We start from the raw sequence: 18,117 nt of genomic DNA, 5'->3' as shown, positions 1-18,117 counted from the left end.
GGGCGGACGTCGTGGTGGTCGGGGCGGGCGTCACGGGACTGACCACCGCCGTTCTGCTGGCGGAGCGCGGAATGTCCGTCGTCATCGTGAGCCGGGACCATCCCTCACAAACGACGTCATGCGCGGCGGGCGCGCTGTGGGGGCCGCATCTGGTGGAGCACGAATGCGTCGAGCGGTGGGGGAAAAGCACATTGAAGACGCTCACCTCGCTCGCCGCCGACCCGACCACGGGCGTGGAGCTGATGGACGGCGTCGAGGCGTGCAGGACGCCGCAGGACCCGAGCCCCTATCTCGCCTGGCTGCCCGGCGTCCGGGCGTGCGGGCCCGACGAGCTGCGCCCCGGGTTCACCATGGGCTGGCGGTACCGCATCCCCGTCGTCGACATGCCGGTCTACCTGACCTACCTCTACGACCGGCTGCACAAGGCGGGCGGGGTCTTCTGGCTGCGTGACGTGCCGGCCCTCGAGGACCTCGGCGACGAGGCCGGCATCGTGGTGAACTGCACCGGGCACGCCGCCGGCCGCCTCACCCGGGACGACGAGCTCAGCGGCGCGCGCGGGGAGGTGGTGATCGTGGACAATCCCGGACTGGACGAGTTCTTCATCGAGGTCGACAGCGAGGACCCCGATCTGACCTATTTCGTGCCGCAGGGCGACCATGTCGTGCTGGGCGGCACCGCATATCCCGGACGGGCCGACACCGAGCCGGATCCGCGGGCGGCGCGGGAGATTCTGCGCCGGTGCGCGACGGTGGAGCCGCGGCTCGCCGGTGCTGTGATCCGCGAGGTGCGGGTCGGCGTCCGGCCTTTCCGCAGGCAGGTACGATTGGAGCATGTCAATCTTGGGCGCTGCCACGTCGTGCACAATTACGGGCACGGTGGCGGAGGCGTGAGTCTTTCGTGGGGTTGCGCCCTGGAAACGGTGGAGTTGGTGACGGCGCTGGAGTCGTCAACACGGTGACCGACGTCTATGTGTCTTCCAGCTTCGTCGACCTGAAGGCGCACCGCCAGGCGGTGCTCACGGTCCTGCGTGGCCTGCACGTCGTGCCGCACGCGATGGAGGACTACGTCGCCGCCGACGAGACCTCCCTCGACTACTGCCTCCGCGACGTCGAGAAGTGCCAGATCTTCGTCGGCATCTACGCCTGGCGGTATGGCGCGGAGGTGCCCTCGCACAACGCGTCGATCACCGAGCTGGAGTACCGCCACGCCGTCACGCTGGGCATCCCGCGACTGATCTTCCTGCTGGAGCCGGCGCACCCCTGGCCGCCGAACGTCATGGACGAGGGCCGCCCCCGCGAGCGGATCATGGCACTGCGGGCCGAGCTGGCCGGCCCGGACGGCCGGCTGTGCAGCATGTTCACCACCCCCGACGACCTCGCCGCGAAGGTCGGCACCGCGGTCACCAACGAGCTGGCCCGGCTGCGGGCCGGCACGGCCGGGGGAGACCCGCCGGACCACGTCGCGCAGTACCGGGCCAGGGTCCGCGACCAGCGGCGCCGGCTCGACCTGAGCGCGCTCGCGCTGCCCGACCACCCCGACGACATCGAGGTCACCGTCGCCGACGTGTTCGTGGAGCAGCTCGTGCGGGAGGAGCCGCCGCCACCGGTGGAGCTGCCGCGCGACTGGCTGCGCCGGATGCAGACCGAGGGGCAGATCAAGCCCGGCGAGCTGCCCGAGCACATCGACGCCAGCGAGGCCGACCACCTCCGCGAGCTCTACCTCGCCAAGCCGTGGCAGCGGCTGTTCGACGTCCTGTCCGACACCGAGCACCGCAAGGTCGTGCTCCTCGGCGACCCCGGGTCCGGCAAGTCGACCGTGACCAACTACCTGATGCTCGTGCTCAGCCGCGCCCGGCGCGACGAGCGGCTGTCCGCGCTCACCGACGTGCTGCCGTTCGTCGTCGAGCTGCGTTCGTACAGCGCGATGCTGGTCAGCGGCGAGTGCGAGAGCTTCGTGGAGTATCTCGCGCACCAGGCCGCCCGCGACGGGCTCGGGCTGCCCGAGGCGGTGCTGCGGCAGTACCTCGCCGACAACGGCCGGGCGCTGTTCATCTTCGACGGGCTCGACGAGATCTTCGACCGCAACCAGCGCACCGCCGTGACCGCCCGGATCGCCGCCTTCGTCGAGGAGTTCCCGTCGGTGCGGGTCCTCGTCACGTCGCGCGTCATCGGCTACGTCCGCAAGGCGCTGACCGACGCGGGCTTCGCCCACTTCACCCTGCAGGACCTCGGCGACGAGCAGATCCAGGATTTCCTCGCGCGCTGGTACCGCCACACGATGTCCGACGACGAGAGCGCCGGCATCCGGCGCCTGCGGCTGCTGGAGACGCTGCGGCTCACCTCGGCGATCCGGGAGTTGGCCGGCAACCCGCTGCTGCTGACCATCCTGGCGATCATCAGCCGGCACAAGGCGCTGCCCCGCGAGCGGTGGAACCTCTACAACCACGCCGCCGGCGTGCTCGTCGACCGGTGGGACGTCAACCGGCAGCTCGGCCAGGGCGACACCGCGGCGGCGCCGGGCACCGCGCCCGGCAACCGGGTGGACGTCAACGCCGACGAGAAGAAGGCGATGCTGCGCCGCCTGGCGTGGGAGATGCAGTTCGACAGCAACACCGCCGTCAACTACATCCACGGCGACGCGCTGCGGGCCGTCTTCGTGCGGCACCTCGTCGAGCGGTTCGGCCTCGACCGGGCCGACGCCAGCGCCGCCGCCGACCGCATCATCGACCGCCTCCACATGCGCAACTTCATCCTCAGCCGCTACGGCCCCGACCTGTACGGCTTCGCGCACCGCACGTTCCTCGACTTCTTCTGCGCGGCGGAGATCCGCCACCGGTTCAAGACCGGGCTGCTCACGTTCGACGACGTCGCGGACCTGTTCCGCCGGCACTGGCCGGACACGTCCTGGCACGAGGTGTTGCGGCTGGTCGCGAGCGTGCTGCCCGAGGCCGGCGTCGAGCAGATCGTCGACATGCTCGTCACCGACGCCGACCCGCAGTGGCCGCCGCAGGAGTTCCCCAACCCGCCGTGGAACATCGCACTGGCCGTGCAGTGCCTCGCCGAGCTGCGCAGCCGCGCCGCGGTCGAGCAGGCGGCCGCGGTGCTGCTGGACCGGGTCGTCCTGCTGCTGGAGCACTGCGTGTCGATCAACGACCGCGACACCGCCCAGCTGATCGAGGACGCGATCCTGCCGGCCGTGCGCACCATCGGACCCGACTGGCCCGGCCGCCGGAGCTTCTTCGCCTGGTACCGCCGCCGCGGCTCCCACCTGCTGTGCAGCCCCGTCACCGAGTACGCGGCCCGGATCGCGGCGATCCTCGCCGAGCCCGAGGACGATGTCGAGCGGCTCTTCACCGAGGAGCTCGACCCGGTCCGCGACAGCCGCGCGTCGCACGCGGCCGTCGCCGGCCTCGCCGAGCTCGCCCGCCGCTGCCGGCTGCCGGAGCGGGTCAACGCGTCCTACCCCGAGGCCGGACGGGTCCGCGGGATGCTGATCGAGCGGGCCGGCTCCGGACCGTACGGCCAGGTGCGCGTCGCCGCGGTCCAGGCGCTCGGGGAGCACTTCGGCGACGACCCCGCCGCGGTCGCCGCGCTCAACCGGCTGGCCCGCGACGACCGCTCCGGCGGGATCCGCACGACCGCGATCCGTGCGCTGCGCCCCGCCTGCGCCACCGACCCGGCGACCCTGCGGACCGTCATGGTGTGCACCGGCGACGACCACGTCCCGGCCCGGCAGGCGGCCGTGGAGCTGGTCGGCTGGCGCTGCGGCACCAGCGACGACCTGGTCGCGGCGCTGCGGCGGCGGCTGCGGGTCGACACCGACCCGCAGGTCGTCAAGCTGGCCGCGCAGGCGCTCGTCGAGCACCACCACGCGGGCGACCTGGTGCGCGACGACGTCGTGCAGCGGCTGGCGGCCGGCGCCGGGCCCGCGGTCCGGCGGGCCGCGATCGAGGTCCTCGCCGAGTGCGCGAACACTCGCGAGATCCTGCTCGGCTACGTCCGCACCGACCCCGACGCCGGGGTCTTCCGCGCCGCCGCCGAAGCGCTCGCCGACGACCTGCTCGCCACGGACCGCGGCGCCGGCGATCCGGAGGCGGCCGCTCAGGTGCGCGACGCGGCCCTGGCGCGGCTGCCCGCCCGCGGCAACCCCGACCCCGCGGTGCGCCTCGCCGCCGCGGAGATCCTCGGCGCCCGGTTCATCGGCGAGGAGGTCGTCGCCGGGGCGCTGCGCGACGAGATGAGCGACGCGGTCCCCGCCGTCCGGATCGCCGCCGCGCACGCCCTCGCCGGGATCGCCTCGACCGACGGCAAGGTCGCCATCGCCATGCAGCGCAAGCTCAACGACCCGGAGGCGGAGGTCCGCCGGATCGCGGTCGGCGTCCTGCTGCACCGCATCGCGCTCGACGCGGACCTGCGCACGAAGCTGACCGAGCGGGCCCGTTTCGACACGGACGCCGGTGTACGGCTGGCGATCGTCACCGCCCTCGGGCGGCGCTGGTCGCTCGGGCCGCAGGCGCGCCGGCTGATCGTCGAGCGGGTCGCCGACGACCACAGCGAGCTGGTCCGCCGGGCGGCGGCGGAGATCCTCGCCGCGCACCTGGACGACCCGGACGCCCGCGACGCGCTCGGCGACCGGATCCGCGCCGACCTCGACGGCGACGTGGTGCGGATCGCGGCCGAGGCGATGGGCGCGTATCAGGGCGCCGGCCCGCGGGTCGCCCGGATCCTCGTGAAGCGCACCGGCGACCGCAACGCCAACGCGAAGCTGCGCCGCACGGCGGTGGAGCTGCTCGGCGACCGGTTCGGCGACCGCGACGACACGCGGGACGCGCTGCTGGAGCGGATCTCCACCGACTCCGACGCCGACGTGATCGAGACCGCCGCCGAGATCCTGCTGCGCCGCGCCGGCGGCGGTCCCGCGCTGGAGGCGCAGGTCCGGGACCGGCTGCTGGTCCGGCTCGACGACGCCGCCCCGGTCAACGGCGGCGCCGCGCGGGTCCTCGGTCGCCTCCTCGGCGCCGAGCCGGACCTGCCCGCGCGGCTCATCGCGCTGTCCGCGGCCCACCCCGCCGACACCGAGCTGTGCCGCGTGGTCGGCACCGTCCTGGCCGAGCTGCCCGAGGTGAGCCCGCAGATCCACGCCTGGTTCGTCGAGCACCTGGACGACCCCGACTGGACCGTCAAGGAGAAGTCGGTCCGTGCGCTCGGTCACCGCTTCGGCGCGCAGCCGGAGACCCGGGCGCTGCTCGACCGGCACGCCCGGCATCACCCCGACGGCGCGTTTCGCGAGGTCATCGGGCAGGTCCTGACCGGTCTGCCGGAGATCTCACCCCACGACCTGCCGCCCATTCCGCTCCGCCGTACGGATGAGCGGCAGTAGCGTTGGCGATGATTGCTTGAGCGCGTGTGACACGCTATACCTGCTAGGTGTCCCCGCGGCTCGCCGTTCGCCATCCGGAGGTCTTCGAACAATGAACGGCGCTGCTGTCCTCGAGTGTGCCCGCAACGGTCAGGCCGACTGGCGGTCCTTCGACGCGGAGGAGTACCGCAACCAGCACTACAAGTTTGTCCGCGACGACGACCGCGAGATCATGGGCATCACCCGTGACTTCTTCTCGCGTGCCGGGGTCAGCGGCGGCCGGGCGCTGGATCTCGGCACCGGCACCAACCTGTATCCGGCGCTCTCGATGATGCCGTTCAGCCGGTCGCTCACCCTGCGGGAGTACTCCCCGGCCAACCTCGCGTGGCTCGCCGAGCACCAGCGCACCGGCCTCGACCGCGGCTGGGACGCCTTCTGGGACGTGTTCCTGGAGTCCCCGGCGTACCGGCGGACCGACCCGCGCGCGAAGTTCGCCGCCGCGAAGATCCAGCCCGGCAGCGTCTTCACCCTGCCGCGCCACCGCTTCGACCTCGGCACGATGTTCTTCGTCGCCTGCTCGATCTCCTCCGACCCGGCCGAGTTCGAGCTCGCGATCCAGCGCTTCGTCGGCGCGCTGCGCCCCGACGCCCCGTTCGTCGCCGCGTTCATGAAGCGCTCCTCCGGCTACGAGGTCGCCGGCCGCCGCTTCCCCGCCGTCCCCGTCGACGAGTCCGACGTCCACGGCTGCCTCTCCCCGCTGACCGCCTCCCTGCGCGTCATCCCCGTCGAGTCGGACATGTCCCACGCCGACGGGATGATCGTCGCGACCGGCCGCACCAGGTCCTCCAGGCGTCGCGACTGAGCACCGGCGGTCATCGCCCGGCGCGGCCGGCGGTGACGGGTGTGCCTGCCGGATCGCCGGCCGGGCGGGTGGGGCCGGTGCGGAGGGCGACCAGGAGCGCGGCGGCCAGGTAGGTGCCGGTGGCGATGAGCATCGCGGTGGGGAAGGCGCCGACGGCGCCCAGGACCGCGACGCCGAGGGCGCTGCCGACCTGCCGCATCGTGTTGAGCAGGCCGCTGGCGACGCCCGCGTGACCGTCGGGGGCGGCCTGCAGGGTCAGGGACGTGGCGGCGGTCATGGCGGTGTCGATGCCGAAGCCGACGACGAAGAGCGCGGCGAGCACCGCCGGGAGCGGGCCGGCGGCGCACGCGCCCAGGGCGGCGAACCCGGCGGCGCCGGTGAGGAGGCCGGCCAGCATCGTCGCGCGGGGGCCGTAGCGGTGGCCGGCCCAGCCGCCGAACGGGGAGCCGACCACGGCGCCGGCGGCCTGCACGGCGAGGGCGACGCCCGTGAGCAGGGGCGACAGGTGGCGGTGCTCCTGCAGGTACAGCGTCACCAGGAAGAACTGGCCGTAGAAGGCGAAGTTCAGGGCGAACCCCGTGACCACGGTGGCGCGCAGGGCGCGGTGGCGCAGCAGGTCGGGCCGCAGCATCGGAGCGGGGCGCCGCCGGCCCCCGTTTGCGAGGACCTTGCTCGCGCGGTACTGGAGCAGCACGAACAGGCCGAGGACCAGTGCGCCGGCGGCGATCAGCGGCGGGTGGGCGGCGATGCAGCCGGCGACCAGCAGCGCGAGGCCGCAGGTCGACGTGACCAGGCCGCGGACGTCGACCCGCGCACCGGCGTGGCGCGGCGGGTCGACCAGGCCACGGCCGATGCAGAGCACGAGCACGGCGAAGGGCACGTTGAGCAGGAACAGCGCGGGCCAGCCGGCGACGGCGAGCAGCGCGCCGCCGAGCAGGGGACCGGCCGCGGCCGCGACGCCGGCGAGGCCGCCCCACAGGCCGATGACACGGGCCTGCCGCGCCGGTTCGGGGTACGTGGACCGGATGAGCGCGAGGGAGCTGGGCATGAGCACGGCCGCGCCGACACCCTGGACCACCCGGCCGGCGATCAGCCAGGCGCCGCCAGTGGTGCAGGCGCACATGACGGAGCCGAGCGCGAAGATCGTCATGCCGCCGTGGTAGGAGCGGCGCGCCCCGAACCGGTCGGCGAACGACCCACCGGCGAGGACGAGCGCGGCGAAGACGACCGTGTAGGCGTCGACGACCCACTGCAGGGTCGCGGTGCCGCCGCCGATGGAGGGCAGCGCGACGGTCACGATCGTGCTGTCGAGCATGACCAGGAAGAACCCGAGGCAGACCGCGAGCGCCCGCATCAGGCGGTCAGCGCGTCGGCGCAGGCGGAGACGAGGCAGCTGAGGCTGTCCACGACCGGCGCGACGCGGGACAGGTCGTCGCGCAGGACGGTCAGGTCGGTGCAGCCGAGCAGCACCCCGTCGGCGCCCGCGACGTTGCCGGCGGCGAGCGCCTCGTGCACGGCCGCGGCGTCGAACGCCCCGCCGACGCACCGCGTGACGAGCGACACGACGTGCGACTGGTCGGCGGGGCGCAGGATCTCGATGCCGCGCAGCCGGGCCGCCGCGTAGGCCTCGTGGTCGACGCTGGTGCCGGTGGCGAGCAGCACGAGCCGGCGCAGCCCGCGGGCGGCGGCCGCGTCGATGGTCTCGCTGACCATGTCGACGAGCTTCAGGTGCCGCCCGGCGAGCAGCGGGCGCAGCTGGCGGTGGAACGTGTTGCAGGGCATCGCGACGAGGTCGCAGCCGGCCCGCTCGAGCGTGTCGAGGGCCGTGGTGAGCAGCGCGTCGATCTCCGCGGTCTCCGCCGCGGTGAGCGTGCCGTCAAGGACCGCCCCGACCAGCCGCGCCGGCAGCGGCTGGCTGTGGATGAGCAGGTCCGGCCAGGCCCCGGTGCGGGCCTGCACCTCGGCGACGAGCAACCGGTAGAACTCGATCGTGGCGACCGGACCGACGCCACCGATGACACCCAGCACCCACCCCACCCCCGTGGCGGCAACCATACCCGTCGGTCGATGTCCGGTGGGGGCACGGCTGCCGCCGCGGTGGTTCAGCGCAGGGTGATCTCGGGGTACAGCGGGAACCCGGCGAGCAGCTCGGACGCCTGGCCGGACACCTTGGCCGCGACCGACTCGTCGAGGGTGTACTTCGCCTTCGAGTCCGCCGCCGGCCGGGTGCTGCTCAGCACGGTGGCGATGAGCTCGGCGATCGTGTCCATCTCGGCGACGCCGAGGCCGCGCGTGGTGAGCGCCGGGGTGCCGATGCGCACGCCGGAGGTGTACCAGGCGCCGTTGGGGTCCTGCGGGATCGCGTTGCGGTTGGTGACGATGCCGGCGTCCAGCAGTGCCGCCTCCGCCTGGCGGCCGGTGAGGCCGGTCGGCGCGCCGCTCAGCTGGGAGGCGTCGATGAGCACCAGGTGGTTCTCGGTGCCGCCGGTGACGAGGCGGACGCCGCGGCGCTGCAGGCCCTCGGCGAGCGCGGCGGCGTTGTCGACGACGCGCTGCGCGTAGTCGCGGAACGACTGGGTGCGGGCCTCGGCGAGCGCGACGGCCTTGGCGGCCATGACGTGCGGCAGCGGGCCGCCGAGCACCATCGGGCAGCCGCGGTCGACCTGGTCGGCGAGCTCCGCCTGGCACAGGACCATGCCGCCGCGCGGGCCGCGCAGCGTCTTGTGGGTCGTGGTGGTGACGATGTGGGCGTGCGGCACCGGGTCGAAGTCGCCGGTGAACACCTTGCCGGCGACGAGCCCGGCGAAGTGCGCCATGTCGACCATGAGGGTGGCGCCGACCTCGTCCGCGATCTCGCGGAGCTTCGCGAAGTTCACCTTCCGGGGGTACGCCGAATAGCCACCGACGATGATCATCGGCCGGAACTCGCGGGCGGTCTCCCGCAGCGCGTCGTAGTCCAGCAGGCCCGTCTCCGGGTTGGTGCCGTAGCTGCGCTGGTGGAACATCTTGCCGGAGATGTTGGGCCGGAAGCCGTGGGTCAGGTGCCCGCCGGCGTCCAGGGACATGCCGAGCATCCGCTGGTCGCCGAAGTCGTGCCGCAGCTGTGCCCAGTCACTCTCGGTGAGGTCGTTGACCTGGCGGACGGACTTCTCGCGCAGGAACGGCGCCTCGACCTTCTGCGCCAGGACCGCCCAGAAGGCGACGAGGTTCGCGTCGATCCCAGAATGTGGTTGGACATAGGCGTGTGACGCGCCGAACAGTTCCCGGGCGTGCTCAGCGGCGATCGACTCGACGGTGTCGACCTGCTGGCATCCGGCGTAGAAGCGGCGGCCGACAGTGCCTTCGGCGTACTTGTCGCTGAGCCAGTTGCCCATTGCGAGAAGCGTCGCGGGTGAGGCGTAGTTCTCACTGGCGATGAGCTTGAGCGACTCGCGCTGGGCGGTCAGCTCGCCGGCGATGGCGTCCGCGATCCGCGGCTCGACGGCCCGCACCACGTCAAGGGCGGCGTTGACCGCGATCGATTCCGAACTTTGCGCGCTCATGACGGGACTCCTGATCAGGTCGGGATCGTCAGCCACATCGGGACGGTCGATGCGGCCAGGTCCAAGCTCAATCCAAGCTCGACTGCGTGACGGCGAACCACGGTAACAGGCTAGAATCTGGGATCGGGGCGAGAGGCGCTGCAACGGATCATCGACGATCCGCCACGCTCGACCTGGAATCACTGTCTGCAAGGGCGCCTTCCGTCTGACCCACGGAAGGTGGATCCCATGGCGATCGCAGATCTGCGCAAGCTCCTCGACGAGCGGGTGGTCGTGCTCGACGGCGCATGGGGCACCATGCTGCAGGCCGCCGGCCTCACTCCCGCCGACTACCGTGCGGATCTGATCGCCCCGGACCACCCGAAGGACGTCACGGGCGACCCGGACCTGCTGATCCTGACCCGCCCCGACGTGATCCTCGACGTCCACCGGCAATACCTGGCCGCCGGCGCCGACATCACCACCACCAACACCTTTACCGCCACCAGCATCGCCCAGGCCGACTACGGCCTGGAGTCGCTGGTCCGCGACATGAACGTGCAGGGCGCCCGGCTGGCGCGCCAGGCGGCGGACGAGTTCTCCACGCCGGACCGGCCGCGGTTCGTCGCCGGGTCGGTCGGCCCGCTGAACGTCACGCTGTCGCTGTCGCCGAAGGTCGAGGACCCGTCCTACCGGGCAGTGACGTTCGACACGGTCCGCGCCACGTACGCGGAGCAGATCAGCGCGCTCGCCGAGGGCGGCGTGGACCTGCTGCTCATCGAGACCATCTTCGACACGCTCAACGTGAAGGCGGCCGTCGCCGCGGCCCGCGACGTCGCGCCGCACCTGCCGCTGTGGATCTCGGTCACGATCGTCGACCTGAGTGGCCGGACGCTGTCCGGGCAGACCGTCGAGGCGTTCTGGCGCTCCGTCGAGCACGCCCACCCGCTGATCGTCGGCGTCAACTGCTCGCTCGGCGCGACGGAGATGCGCCCGCACGTCGCCGACCTGGCCCGCCTCGCCGGCACGTATGTCGCGGCGCACCCCAACGCGGGCCTGCCCAACGCGTTCGGCGGTTATGACCAGACCCCCGCCGAGACCGGGAGCCTGCTCGCCGGCTTCGTGTCCGACAAGCTGGTCAACGTCGTCGGCGGCTGCTGCGGTACGTCACCCGCCCACATCGGCAAGATCGCCGAGGCGGTCCGAGGGATGGCCCCGCGGCAGGTCCCGAAGCTCGCCCCGGCGACCCGGTTCAGCGGCCTGGAGCCGTTCGAGATCGGTCCCGACACCGGCTTCGTCATGATCGGCGAGCGGACCAACGTCACCGGTTCGAAGCGCTTCCGCCGGCTCATCGAGTCCGACGACCACCAGGGCGCGGTCGACGTCGCCCTGGAGCAGGTCCGCGGCGGCGCCAACCTCCTCGACGTCAACATGGACGCCGACCTGCTCGACAGCGAGCAGGCGATGACCACGTTCCTGAACCTCATCGCCACCGAGCCCGAGGTCGCCCGCATCCCGATCATGATCGACAGCTCGCGCTGGAGCGTGCTCGAGGCCGGCCTGAAGTGCGTGCAGGGCAAGGGCGTCGTCAACTCGATCAGCCTCAAGGAGGGCGAGGAGCCGTTCCTGGAGCAGGCGCGGATCATCCGCTCCTACGGCGCCGGCGTGGTCGTCATGGCGTTCGACGAGCTCGGCCAGGCCGACACCACTGCTCGTAAAGTGGAAATCTGTGGCCGGGCCTACGACCTGCTGGTGCACAAGGCCGGCTTCGCGCCCGAGGACATCATCTTCGACCCGAACGTGCTCGCCGTCGCCACCGGCATCGCGGAGCACAACGGCTACGCGAAGGCCTTCATCGACGCGCTGCCGCTGATCAAGCAGCGCTGCCCCGGCGTCCGTACCAGCGGCGGCATCTCGAACCTGTCATTCTCCTTCCGCGGCAACGACGTCGTGCGCGAGGCGATGCACTCCGCGTTCCTGCTGCACGCCGTCCGGGCCGGCCTCGACATGGGCATCGTCAACGCCGGCCAGCTCGCCGTCTACGCCGACATCCCCGCCGACCTGCTCGAGCTCGTCGAGGACGTCCTGTTCGACCGGCGCGAGGACGCCACCGACCGGCTCGTCACGTTCGCCGGCACGGTCAGCGGCCCCGGCACCTCCCGGGTCGTCGACCTGTCGTGGCGCGAGGCCCCGGTCAACGAGCGACTGTCGCACGCGCTCGTGCACGGCATCGTGGACTTCATCGAGGAGGACACCGAGGAGGCGCGTCTCGCCGCCAGCCGTCCCCTGGAGGTCATCGAGGGCCCGCTGATGGACGGCATGAAGGTCGTCGGCGACCTCTTCGGCAGCGGCAAGATGTTCCTGCCGCAGGTGGTGAAGAGCGCCCGCGTGATGAAGCGCTCCGTCGCCTACCTCGAGCCGTTCATGGAGGCCGAGAAGGAGGCCGCCCGCGCCGCGGCGCTCGCCGCGGGTGCCACTGAGGGCGCGGTTTCTCGTCCTCAGGGCCGCAGCGGCCAGGGCAAGGTCGTCATGGCGACCGTCAAGGGCGACGTCCACGACATCGGCAAGAACATCGTCGGCGTCGTCCTCGGCTGCAACAACTACGAGGTCATCGACCTCGGCGTCATGGTCCCGGCGGCGAAGATCCTGGACACCGCGGTCGCCGAGGGCGCCGACGCGATCGGCCTGTCCGGCCTCATCACGCCGTCGCTGGACGAGATGGTCGCCGTCGCCGCCGAGATGCAGCGCCGTGGCCTGAAGCTGCCCCTGCTCATCGGCGGCGCCACCACGTCGCGCCAGCACACGGCGGTGCGGGTGGCTCCGGCGTACGACGGCAACACCGTCCACGTGCAGGACGCCTCGCGGGTCGTCGGGGTCGTCGCCGGCCTGCTGGACGCGGACCGGGTCGAGCAGCTCACCGCCGACAACCGCGAGGAGCAGGAGCGCCTGCGCCGCCAGCACGCCGAGCGCCGCCACACCGCGCTGCTCACCCTCGCGCAGGCCCGGGCCAACGCCTCGGACGTGTCGTTCGACGCCATCCCCACCCCGGACTTCACGGGTGTACGGGTCGTCGAGCCGCCCCTGCAGGTCCTCCGCGAGATGATCGACTGGCAGTTCTTCTTCCTCGCGTGGGAGCTGAAGGGCAAGTACCCCGCGATCCTCGACCAGCCCGTCGCCGCCGAGCTCTTCGCCGAGGGCAACACCCTGCTCGACGAGATCATCGCCAACGGCACCCTCTCCGCGCGCGGCGCCTACGGCTTCTGGCCCGCCGCCTCCGTGGGCGACGACATCGTCCTGGACAACGGCGTGAAGTTCCCGATGCTGCGCCAGCAGACGGAGAAGCCCGACGGCCGCGAGAACCGCTGCCTCGCCGACTACATCGCCCCCGCCACTGCGTCGGAAGCGTTCCCCGACCACCTGGGCGGCTTCGCCGTCGCCATCCACGGCGCCGAGGAGCTCGCCGCCCGGTACGAGGCCGACAACGACGACTACCGCGCCATCCTGGTGAAGGCCCTGGCCGACCGCCTCGCCGAGGCCTTCGCCGAGTGGATCCATCTGGAGGCCCGCCGCGCCTGGTTCGAGCCCGACGCCCAGCCCGCCCTGGAGGACCTGCACGCCGAGCGCTTCCGCGGCATCCGCCCCGCCCTCGGCTACCCGGCCAGCCCCGACCACTCCCTCAAGCAGGCCCTGTTCGACCTCCTCGAGGCCGGCAAGCTGGGCCTGGCCCTCACCGAGTCCTTCGCCATGACCCCGGCCGCCGCGGTCAGCGGCCTGATCTTCGCCCACCCCGACTCCCGCTACTTCACCGTGGGCCGGGTCAACCGCGACCAGATCGAGGACTACGCCACCCGCCGCAACCTCCCCGTCGAAGAGGTCGAGCGCTGGCTCCGCCCGAACCTGGCCTACGACCCGTCCTGACCGTCCCGCGCAGGGCCGCACCCCGCGGCCCTGCGCGCCGGATCCGCTAGGGGACGCCGCCGTCGCGGTGCCGGCGCGCCTCCAGCCGCTCGGCGGCCGTCAACTCCTCGTCCCGCATCAACCGCACCGCGACGACATGGTCCCCGACCGGGCAGCGCTGGATCCGCACGAGCCCGAGGCGGATCGCCTTCACCGACATCATCGGCACCCACGTCGTCATGAACAGGTGCCCATCCCGGCACCGCACGACCACGTCCCGTCCGAACCGGTACCCCCGCTGCCGCGACACCCGACTGACCTTGACCGCGACCCAGACCAGGACCACCAGGGCCAGCAGATAGATCAGAACCTGCGTCAGCGTGGACACCCCTCAACCGTAACCCCGCCCCCGCACTCCAAGCCCAGGCAGCAGCGCCCGACCAACGCCACCGCCTCCCTCACGGCCTGGCCGAGTCCGCTCAACGTCTGGCAGTACGGCCGCTTCCTCCCACCGGGCGGTCAGACCCTCCAGCTCGGCCGCTCATGGTGCGGGCCTCGCGCGATGGGCCAGGTTCGGCGGACACTGCGCGGCGTGGGAGACCCGATGAGCATCGAGCTGGGCGTCTGGTTCGAGGCCGCACCGATCACCGACGAGCGGGCGGCCGACCGGTACGAGAGCCTCCGCACCGAAGCCGTCGAGGACATCCCGCCGACGCATCCGCGCGCGTGGGCGTTCTACAAGGAGCTGACCGACGGTCTCCCTTCGGATGGCCCCGCCGGCGAGGGCGTTCGGTACGAACCGTGGGCCACGGACATCACCACGACGCCCGTGTCGGTCTTCATGACGATCGTCTCGGATGACGCCGGCGAGACGGTCCGCTTCGTGCATGAGATGGCCGGGCGTCACGAGCTGGTCTGCCACGCCCCACGGACCGGCGCCACGAGCATCCCGGACTACGTCCGCACCGGCACACGTCTGTTGCTGGTGTCCTGCGACGGTGCCCGGTCCGTCAACCCCACCCCGAGGCACATCGCGGCGACCCTGCGGCGGCTGTCCGCCGCCAACCACTTCGCGATGCTGTGGTGGGGCGACGGCCGGTACCTGCAGGTCGAGCTCCGCCAGCAGCCCCCGGGTGCGAATGGGTGGTACGTGCTGGAACACACCGACCCGGACACGGACCGCGGCGGTGTCACGACGGTATGGGAAGTCGACGACGCGATCGAGGCGTTCCAGTGGTACGCCCGAGGCGACACATCCTGGGCAGACCGACTCGTCTGGGAGTAGCGGGGTCGGGACGGTCACAGGGTCAAGGCGTTGCCTCTAGATCAGGCGTCGTTCTCGCCGCGAACGATGGCGAAGGGATCCTCATGGAATGCCTCATCGGCCTCGCCGTCGTGCGTGACGATTGTCGTGATGTCGCGATCGGATTCGAGGCCGGCCGTCTCCGCAAGGCTTGCCAAGCCATGTGCGTGCATGATCTCGGCCGCGGCGCGGACCACATCGGGCACTCGGATGCGGGCGTCTTCCTCGGTGTCGCCCGGCCATGCCGTTAGGTACGCGGCACGGCCGACTGTGATCACGGTATCGGGGTCGGTGATGCGGTAGTCCCATCGGGCCAGTACGGACAGGACCGGTTTCGGCTCGTCGTCTTCAGTGGCCTCGCCCTCATCCCAGTCGCTGCGCTCGTCGACGCCCGCGAAGGAGAACGGGAACGATCCGCACAGGTCGAACTCCGCGTCGTTGAAGGCATTCGCCGTCGATCCGAGTCGTTGCACGGACTCGGCGTATGCCTGCCATTCGGCCTGGCGTCCCTGTCGTTGCAAGGTGGCCTCGACGTGACGACGGATCTCGGCGATGAGGGCTTCTGCTCGCTGCGCGTACACGTTCCGTGCTGCCACGGTCCACTGCGTCTCAAGCTCGTCCGTGTTCACAGCCGCAGAACCTACCCGACGATTGATCAGAAGGTGGGTCACGGGGAGTTCGGGTGCTGCATGTCCGGCGGACGTGTGGGGGTGACCGGTTCCTCGACGGGCGGGTGCAGCGTCCGGGCATGAAGATCCGGGGGCTGGTCATGCTTGCCGTCGTGGCCGGTGCGGTTGCCGGGCCGGGGAGCGCGCGGGCCGAGGTGGTGGGTGCGCCGGTCTTCGGGGCCGGGTCGACCTGGGCCCAGCCGGCGGTCAGGACGTGGATCCTGCAGGCGGCGCCGCGCGCCGGCTACGCCGACGTGGGCAGCACCATCGGGCGGCAGCAGTTCGCCGCCGGGGTCGTCGACTTCGCGGTGTCGGAGACGCCGTACGGGTTCGACGGGGTGGACCAGGCGCCGGCGCGGCCGTTCGCGTACGTGCCGGTGGCGGGCGGCGGGCTCGCGTTCGTGTACAACCTGACCGTCGACGGCCGGCGGGTCACGGACCTGCGGCTGTCCAGCGGGACGATCACCGGGATCTTCACCGGTGACATCACGCGGTGGGACGACCCGCGGGTCACGGCCGAGAACCCCGCGATCAGGCTGCCGGCGCGGGCGATCAGGCCCGTGGTGCGCGAGGACGGCTTCACCGTGGCGCGCGGCCTCACGTTGAGCGAGTTCGGCCGGCACGCGCTGTGCCGCGGGCAGCGCGACGTCGACCTCCTCGGCTTCGCGCCGCTGCCGGTGAACCTGGTGCGGCCGGGGCTCGAGCAGCTGCAGCGGATCCCCGGGGCCGTCACCCGCGCCGACCCGCTCGCGGGCTGCGAGAACCCGACGTTCGCCGCCGACGGCACCGACACGTTGCTGGCGACGGCCCCGCAGCCGCCGGAGTGCGACAACCAGGCGAGCGGCACGCAGTGCGTGACCGCGAGCCCGGCCGCGCCGCACGCGCAGACGGTCGACGCCGACGTCGCGACCGGCGTGTTCTCCCTCGCTGTCGAGGACGATGTCGCGGTGCTCACCGGCGGCAGCGTCGGCGGCGAGGCGATCGGCGGGCTGCCGGCCGTCACGGTCACGGACCTGCGCGGCACCGACCCGGGCTGGAACGTGACCGCGCAGGTCGAGGACTTCGTGCACAGCGCCCGGACGGACGCGACCATCCCCGGCGCGCAGCTGGGGTGGGACCCCGCCGCGGAAGACGGAGGCGGCTCCGGTCACGCCGCGGCAGGTGTACGGGTGGTGCCCGGCTCCGGCGGGCTGGCCGGTGGGGCCACCCTGTGCGCGGCGCCGGCGGGCGGCAGCGCGGGCACGTTCCACTGCTTCGCCACCCTGATCCTCGCCGTCCCCGACAGCACGCTGCCGGGGACCTACGCCGCGACGCTGACCCTGACGCTCGCCTGAACTACGCCGCAGTGAGGACCTCCTCGACGAGGTCGCGGGGGATGCCGTGGGTGTCGTGCAGGTAGTGGAAGTCGTCGTCGGTGAGAGGGCCCCGGAGCAGGAGCCGCTGGACGAGGGGGCGGCCGCGACGCAGGAGCGCCTGGAAGCGGCGTTCCTCGTACACCAGGACGTCATGAACATAGAGAGGGTCGACCCGCTGCGAGAACTGGGACACGGTCTCGCCGAGTGGCTCGACGGGCAGGTCGCCGAGGGTGCGGGAGGGGTCGTCGCGCCAGAGCTCGGTGAGGGTGCGGCGGATGAGGCGGCGCAGGACGTAGCCGCGGCCGGTGTTGGAGGGGTGGACGCCGTCGCCGATCACGACCGCGGACGAGCGCAGGTGGTCGCAGACGAGCCGGGACGGGGTCCACAGGGACGACACCGTGCGGGTCCACGGCTCGAAGACGTCGGTGTCGAAGACCGACGAGCGGCCCTGCAGGACCATGGACATGCGCTCCAGGCCCATGCCGGTGTCGACGCCGGGCTGCTCGAGCGGGCTCAGGCTGCCGTCGGGGTGGCGGCGGTGGCGCATCATGACGTGGTTCCACACCTCGACCCAGTTGTCGTCGGTGGATGGTGTACCGGTGGGCGGGCCGTCGCCGGTCCACACGAAGATCTCGGAGTCGGGGCCGCACGGGCCGGTCGGACCGTTGGACCACCAGTTCTCGTCGCCGAGTTGTTCCGCCGGTACGCCCAGCTGGCGCCACGTGTCCAGCGAGCGCGGGTCTTCTTCGTACACCGTGACGTGCAGCCGCTCGACCGGCAGCTGGAACCCGTCGCGGAGCAGCTCGAAACCCCAGCGCAGGCTCTGGTCGCCGCCGTAGTCGCCGAGCGACCAGGAGCCCAGCATCTGGAACACCGTGAGATGCGTGTCGTCGCCGACCTCGTCGAGGTCCGTGGTGCGCAGGCATCGCTGCACCCCGGTGAGGCGGCGGCCGAGCGGATGCCGTTTCCCCTCGATGTACGGCGTGAGCGGGTGCATGCCCGCGCTCGTGAACAGGACCGGGTCGTCCTGCGGCGGGATGAGCGTCGCGTCGCCGAGGAGCTCGTGGCCGCGCTCGTGGTAGAAGTCGAGGAACGTGCTGACGATCTGGCGGGTGTCCATGGGTGGGCCCTTCGGGGAACGGACCGGAGGAC

At 72.1% G+C, this 18,117-nt stretch carries 12 protein-coding genes and 1 riboswitch; of the genes, 6 read left to right on the top strand and 6 right to left on the bottom strand.

The genetic code is table 11. The annotated features are described in order from the left end of the window. The first annotated feature begins 11 nt into the window (after positions 1–11). The 3 genes from AB0I21_RS38315 to AB0I21_RS38305 all read left to right on the top strand — a co-directional run bounded on the left by AB0I21_RS38315 (position 12) and on the right by AB0I21_RS38305 (position 6,221). Positions 12–959, top strand: a complete 948-nt coding sequence (locus AB0I21_RS38315) for an FAD-dependent oxidoreductase (protein WP_360568599.1) — start codon at positions 12–14, stop codon at positions 957–959. Then, positions 956–5,380 (top strand): HEAT repeat domain-containing protein, encoded by a 4,425-nt coding sequence (locus AB0I21_RS38310; RefSeq protein ID WP_360568598.1) that lies wholly within the window; start codon positions 956–958, stop codon positions 5,378–5,380. The genes AB0I21_RS38315 and AB0I21_RS38310 overlap by 4 nt, the downstream gene beginning before the upstream one ends. Before the next feature lie 91 nt (positions 5,381–5,471). Further along, the gene (locus AB0I21_RS38305; RefSeq protein ID WP_360568597.1) at positions 5,472–6,221 is read left to right on the top strand and encodes an SCO2525 family SAM-dependent methyltransferase; all 750 of its coding nucleotides are present in this window, start codon (positions 5,472–5,474) and stop codon (positions 6,219–6,221) included. A gap of 10 nt (positions 6,222–6,231) precedes the next feature. On the opposite strand, the gene AB0I21_RS38300 is transcribed toward AB0I21_RS38305, so the two are convergent. The 3 genes from AB0I21_RS38300 to AB0I21_RS38290 all read right to left on the bottom strand — a co-directional run bounded on the left by AB0I21_RS38300 (position 6,232) and on the right by AB0I21_RS38290 (position 9,763). After that, positions 6,232–7,575 (bottom strand): MFS transporter, encoded by a 1,344-nt coding sequence (locus tag AB0I21_RS38300; RefSeq protein WP_360568596.1) that lies wholly within the window; start codon positions 7,573–7,575, stop codon positions 6,232–6,234. Next, positions 7,575–8,249, bottom strand: a complete 675-nt coding sequence (locus AB0I21_RS38295; RefSeq protein WP_344503422.1) for an aspartate/glutamate racemase family protein — start codon at positions 8,247–8,249, stop codon at positions 7,575–7,577. The genes AB0I21_RS38300 and AB0I21_RS38295 overlap by 1 nt, the downstream gene beginning before the upstream one ends. Before the next feature lie 74 nt (positions 8,250–8,323). Next, entirely contained in the window at positions 8,324–9,763 is a 1,440-nt protein-coding gene (locus AB0I21_RS38290) for a glycine hydroxymethyltransferase (RefSeq protein ID WP_360568595.1), read from the bottom strand. Positions 9,764–9,887: 124 nt separating this feature from the next. Beyond that, positions 9,888–9,970: riboswitch (S-adenosyl-L-homocysteine riboswitch) on the top strand. A gap of 21 nt (positions 9,971–9,991) precedes the next feature. Here AB0I21_RS38290 and metH point away from each other — a divergent pair. Next, complete coding sequence (metH, locus tag AB0I21_RS38285; protein ID WP_360568594.1) at positions 9,992–13,660, top strand: methionine synthase; 3,669 nt, start codon at positions 9,992–9,994, stop codon at positions 13,658–13,660. 46 nt (positions 13,661–13,706) lie between these two features. Here metH and AB0I21_RS38280 read toward each other — a convergent pair whose 3' ends face one another. Further along, positions 13,707–14,027, bottom strand: coding sequence for a hypothetical protein (locus tag AB0I21_RS38280; protein ID WP_360568593.1), 321 nt, complete (start codon positions 14,025–14,027; stop codon positions 13,707–13,709). 216 nt (positions 14,028–14,243) lie between these two features. On the opposite strand from AB0I21_RS38280, the gene AB0I21_RS38275 reads away from it, so the two are divergent. Beyond that, positions 14,244–14,924 carry a hypothetical protein gene (locus AB0I21_RS38275; protein WP_360568592.1) on the top strand — a complete coding sequence of 227 codons (681 nt, stop codon included), beginning with the start codon at positions 14,244–14,246 and terminating at the stop codon, positions 14,922–14,924. 41 nt (positions 14,925–14,965) lie between these two features. Here AB0I21_RS38275 and AB0I21_RS38270 read toward each other — a convergent pair whose 3' ends face one another. Further along, a complete protein-coding gene (locus AB0I21_RS38270) occupies positions 14,966–15,571 on the bottom strand; it encodes a hypothetical protein (protein WP_360568591.1) in 606 nt (201 codons plus the stop codon). Positions 15,572–15,624: 53 nt separating this feature from the next. Here AB0I21_RS38270 and AB0I21_RS38265 point away from each other — a divergent pair, with 53 nt between their 5' ends. Beyond that, the gene (locus tag AB0I21_RS38265; RefSeq protein ID WP_360568590.1) at positions 15,625–16,944 is read left to right on the top strand and encodes a substrate-binding domain-containing protein; all 1,320 of its coding nucleotides are present in this window, start codon (positions 15,625–15,627) and stop codon (positions 16,942–16,944) included. Between the two features lies 1 nt (position 16,945). Here AB0I21_RS38265 and AB0I21_RS38260 read toward each other — a convergent pair whose 3' ends face one another. Continuing rightward, the gene (locus tag AB0I21_RS38260; protein ID WP_360568589.1) at positions 16,946–18,085 is read right to left on the bottom strand and encodes an alanine--tRNA ligase-related protein; all 1,140 of its coding nucleotides are present in this window, start codon (positions 18,083–18,085) and stop codon (positions 16,946–16,948) included. Positions 18,086–18,117: the final 32 nt, after the last annotated feature.

Source organism: Dactylosporangium sp. NPDC050588 (assembly GCF_040654975.1).
In the GTDB taxonomy this organism is placed as follows: domain Bacteria; phylum Actinomycetota; class Actinomycetes; order Mycobacteriales; family Micromonosporaceae; genus Dactylosporangium; species Dactylosporangium maewongense.
Note: the sequence above shows the minus strand (reverse complement) of the source record. Positions and strands in the feature narration are given on the sequence as shown.

What these genes read in the sequence shown, in the direction of transcription:
- AB0I21_RS38275 (WP_360568592.1), top strand. Translation starts at nt 14,244, where the DNA reads ATGAGCATCGAGCTGGGCGTCTGGTTCGAGGCCGCACCGATCACCGAC.
- AB0I21_RS38300 (WP_360568596.1), bottom strand. Translation starts at nt 7,575, where the DNA reads ATGCGGGCGCTCGCGGTCTGCCTCGGGTTCTTCCTGGTCATGCTCGAC.
- AB0I21_RS38260 (WP_360568589.1), bottom strand. Translation starts at nt 18,085, where the DNA reads ATGGACACCCGCCAGATCGTCAGCACGTTCCTCGACTTCTACCACGAG.
- AB0I21_RS38290 (WP_360568595.1), bottom strand. Translation starts at nt 9,763, where the DNA reads ATGAGCGCGCAAAGTTCGGAATCGATCGCGGTCAACGCCGCCCTTGAC.
- metH (WP_360568594.1), top strand. Translation starts at nt 9,992, where the DNA reads ATGGCGATCGCAGATCTGCGCAAGCTCCTCGACGAGCGGGTGGTCGTG.
- AB0I21_RS38305 (WP_360568597.1), top strand. Translation starts at nt 5,472, where the DNA reads ATGAACGGCGCTGCTGTCCTCGAGTGTGCCCGCAACGGTCAGGCCGAC.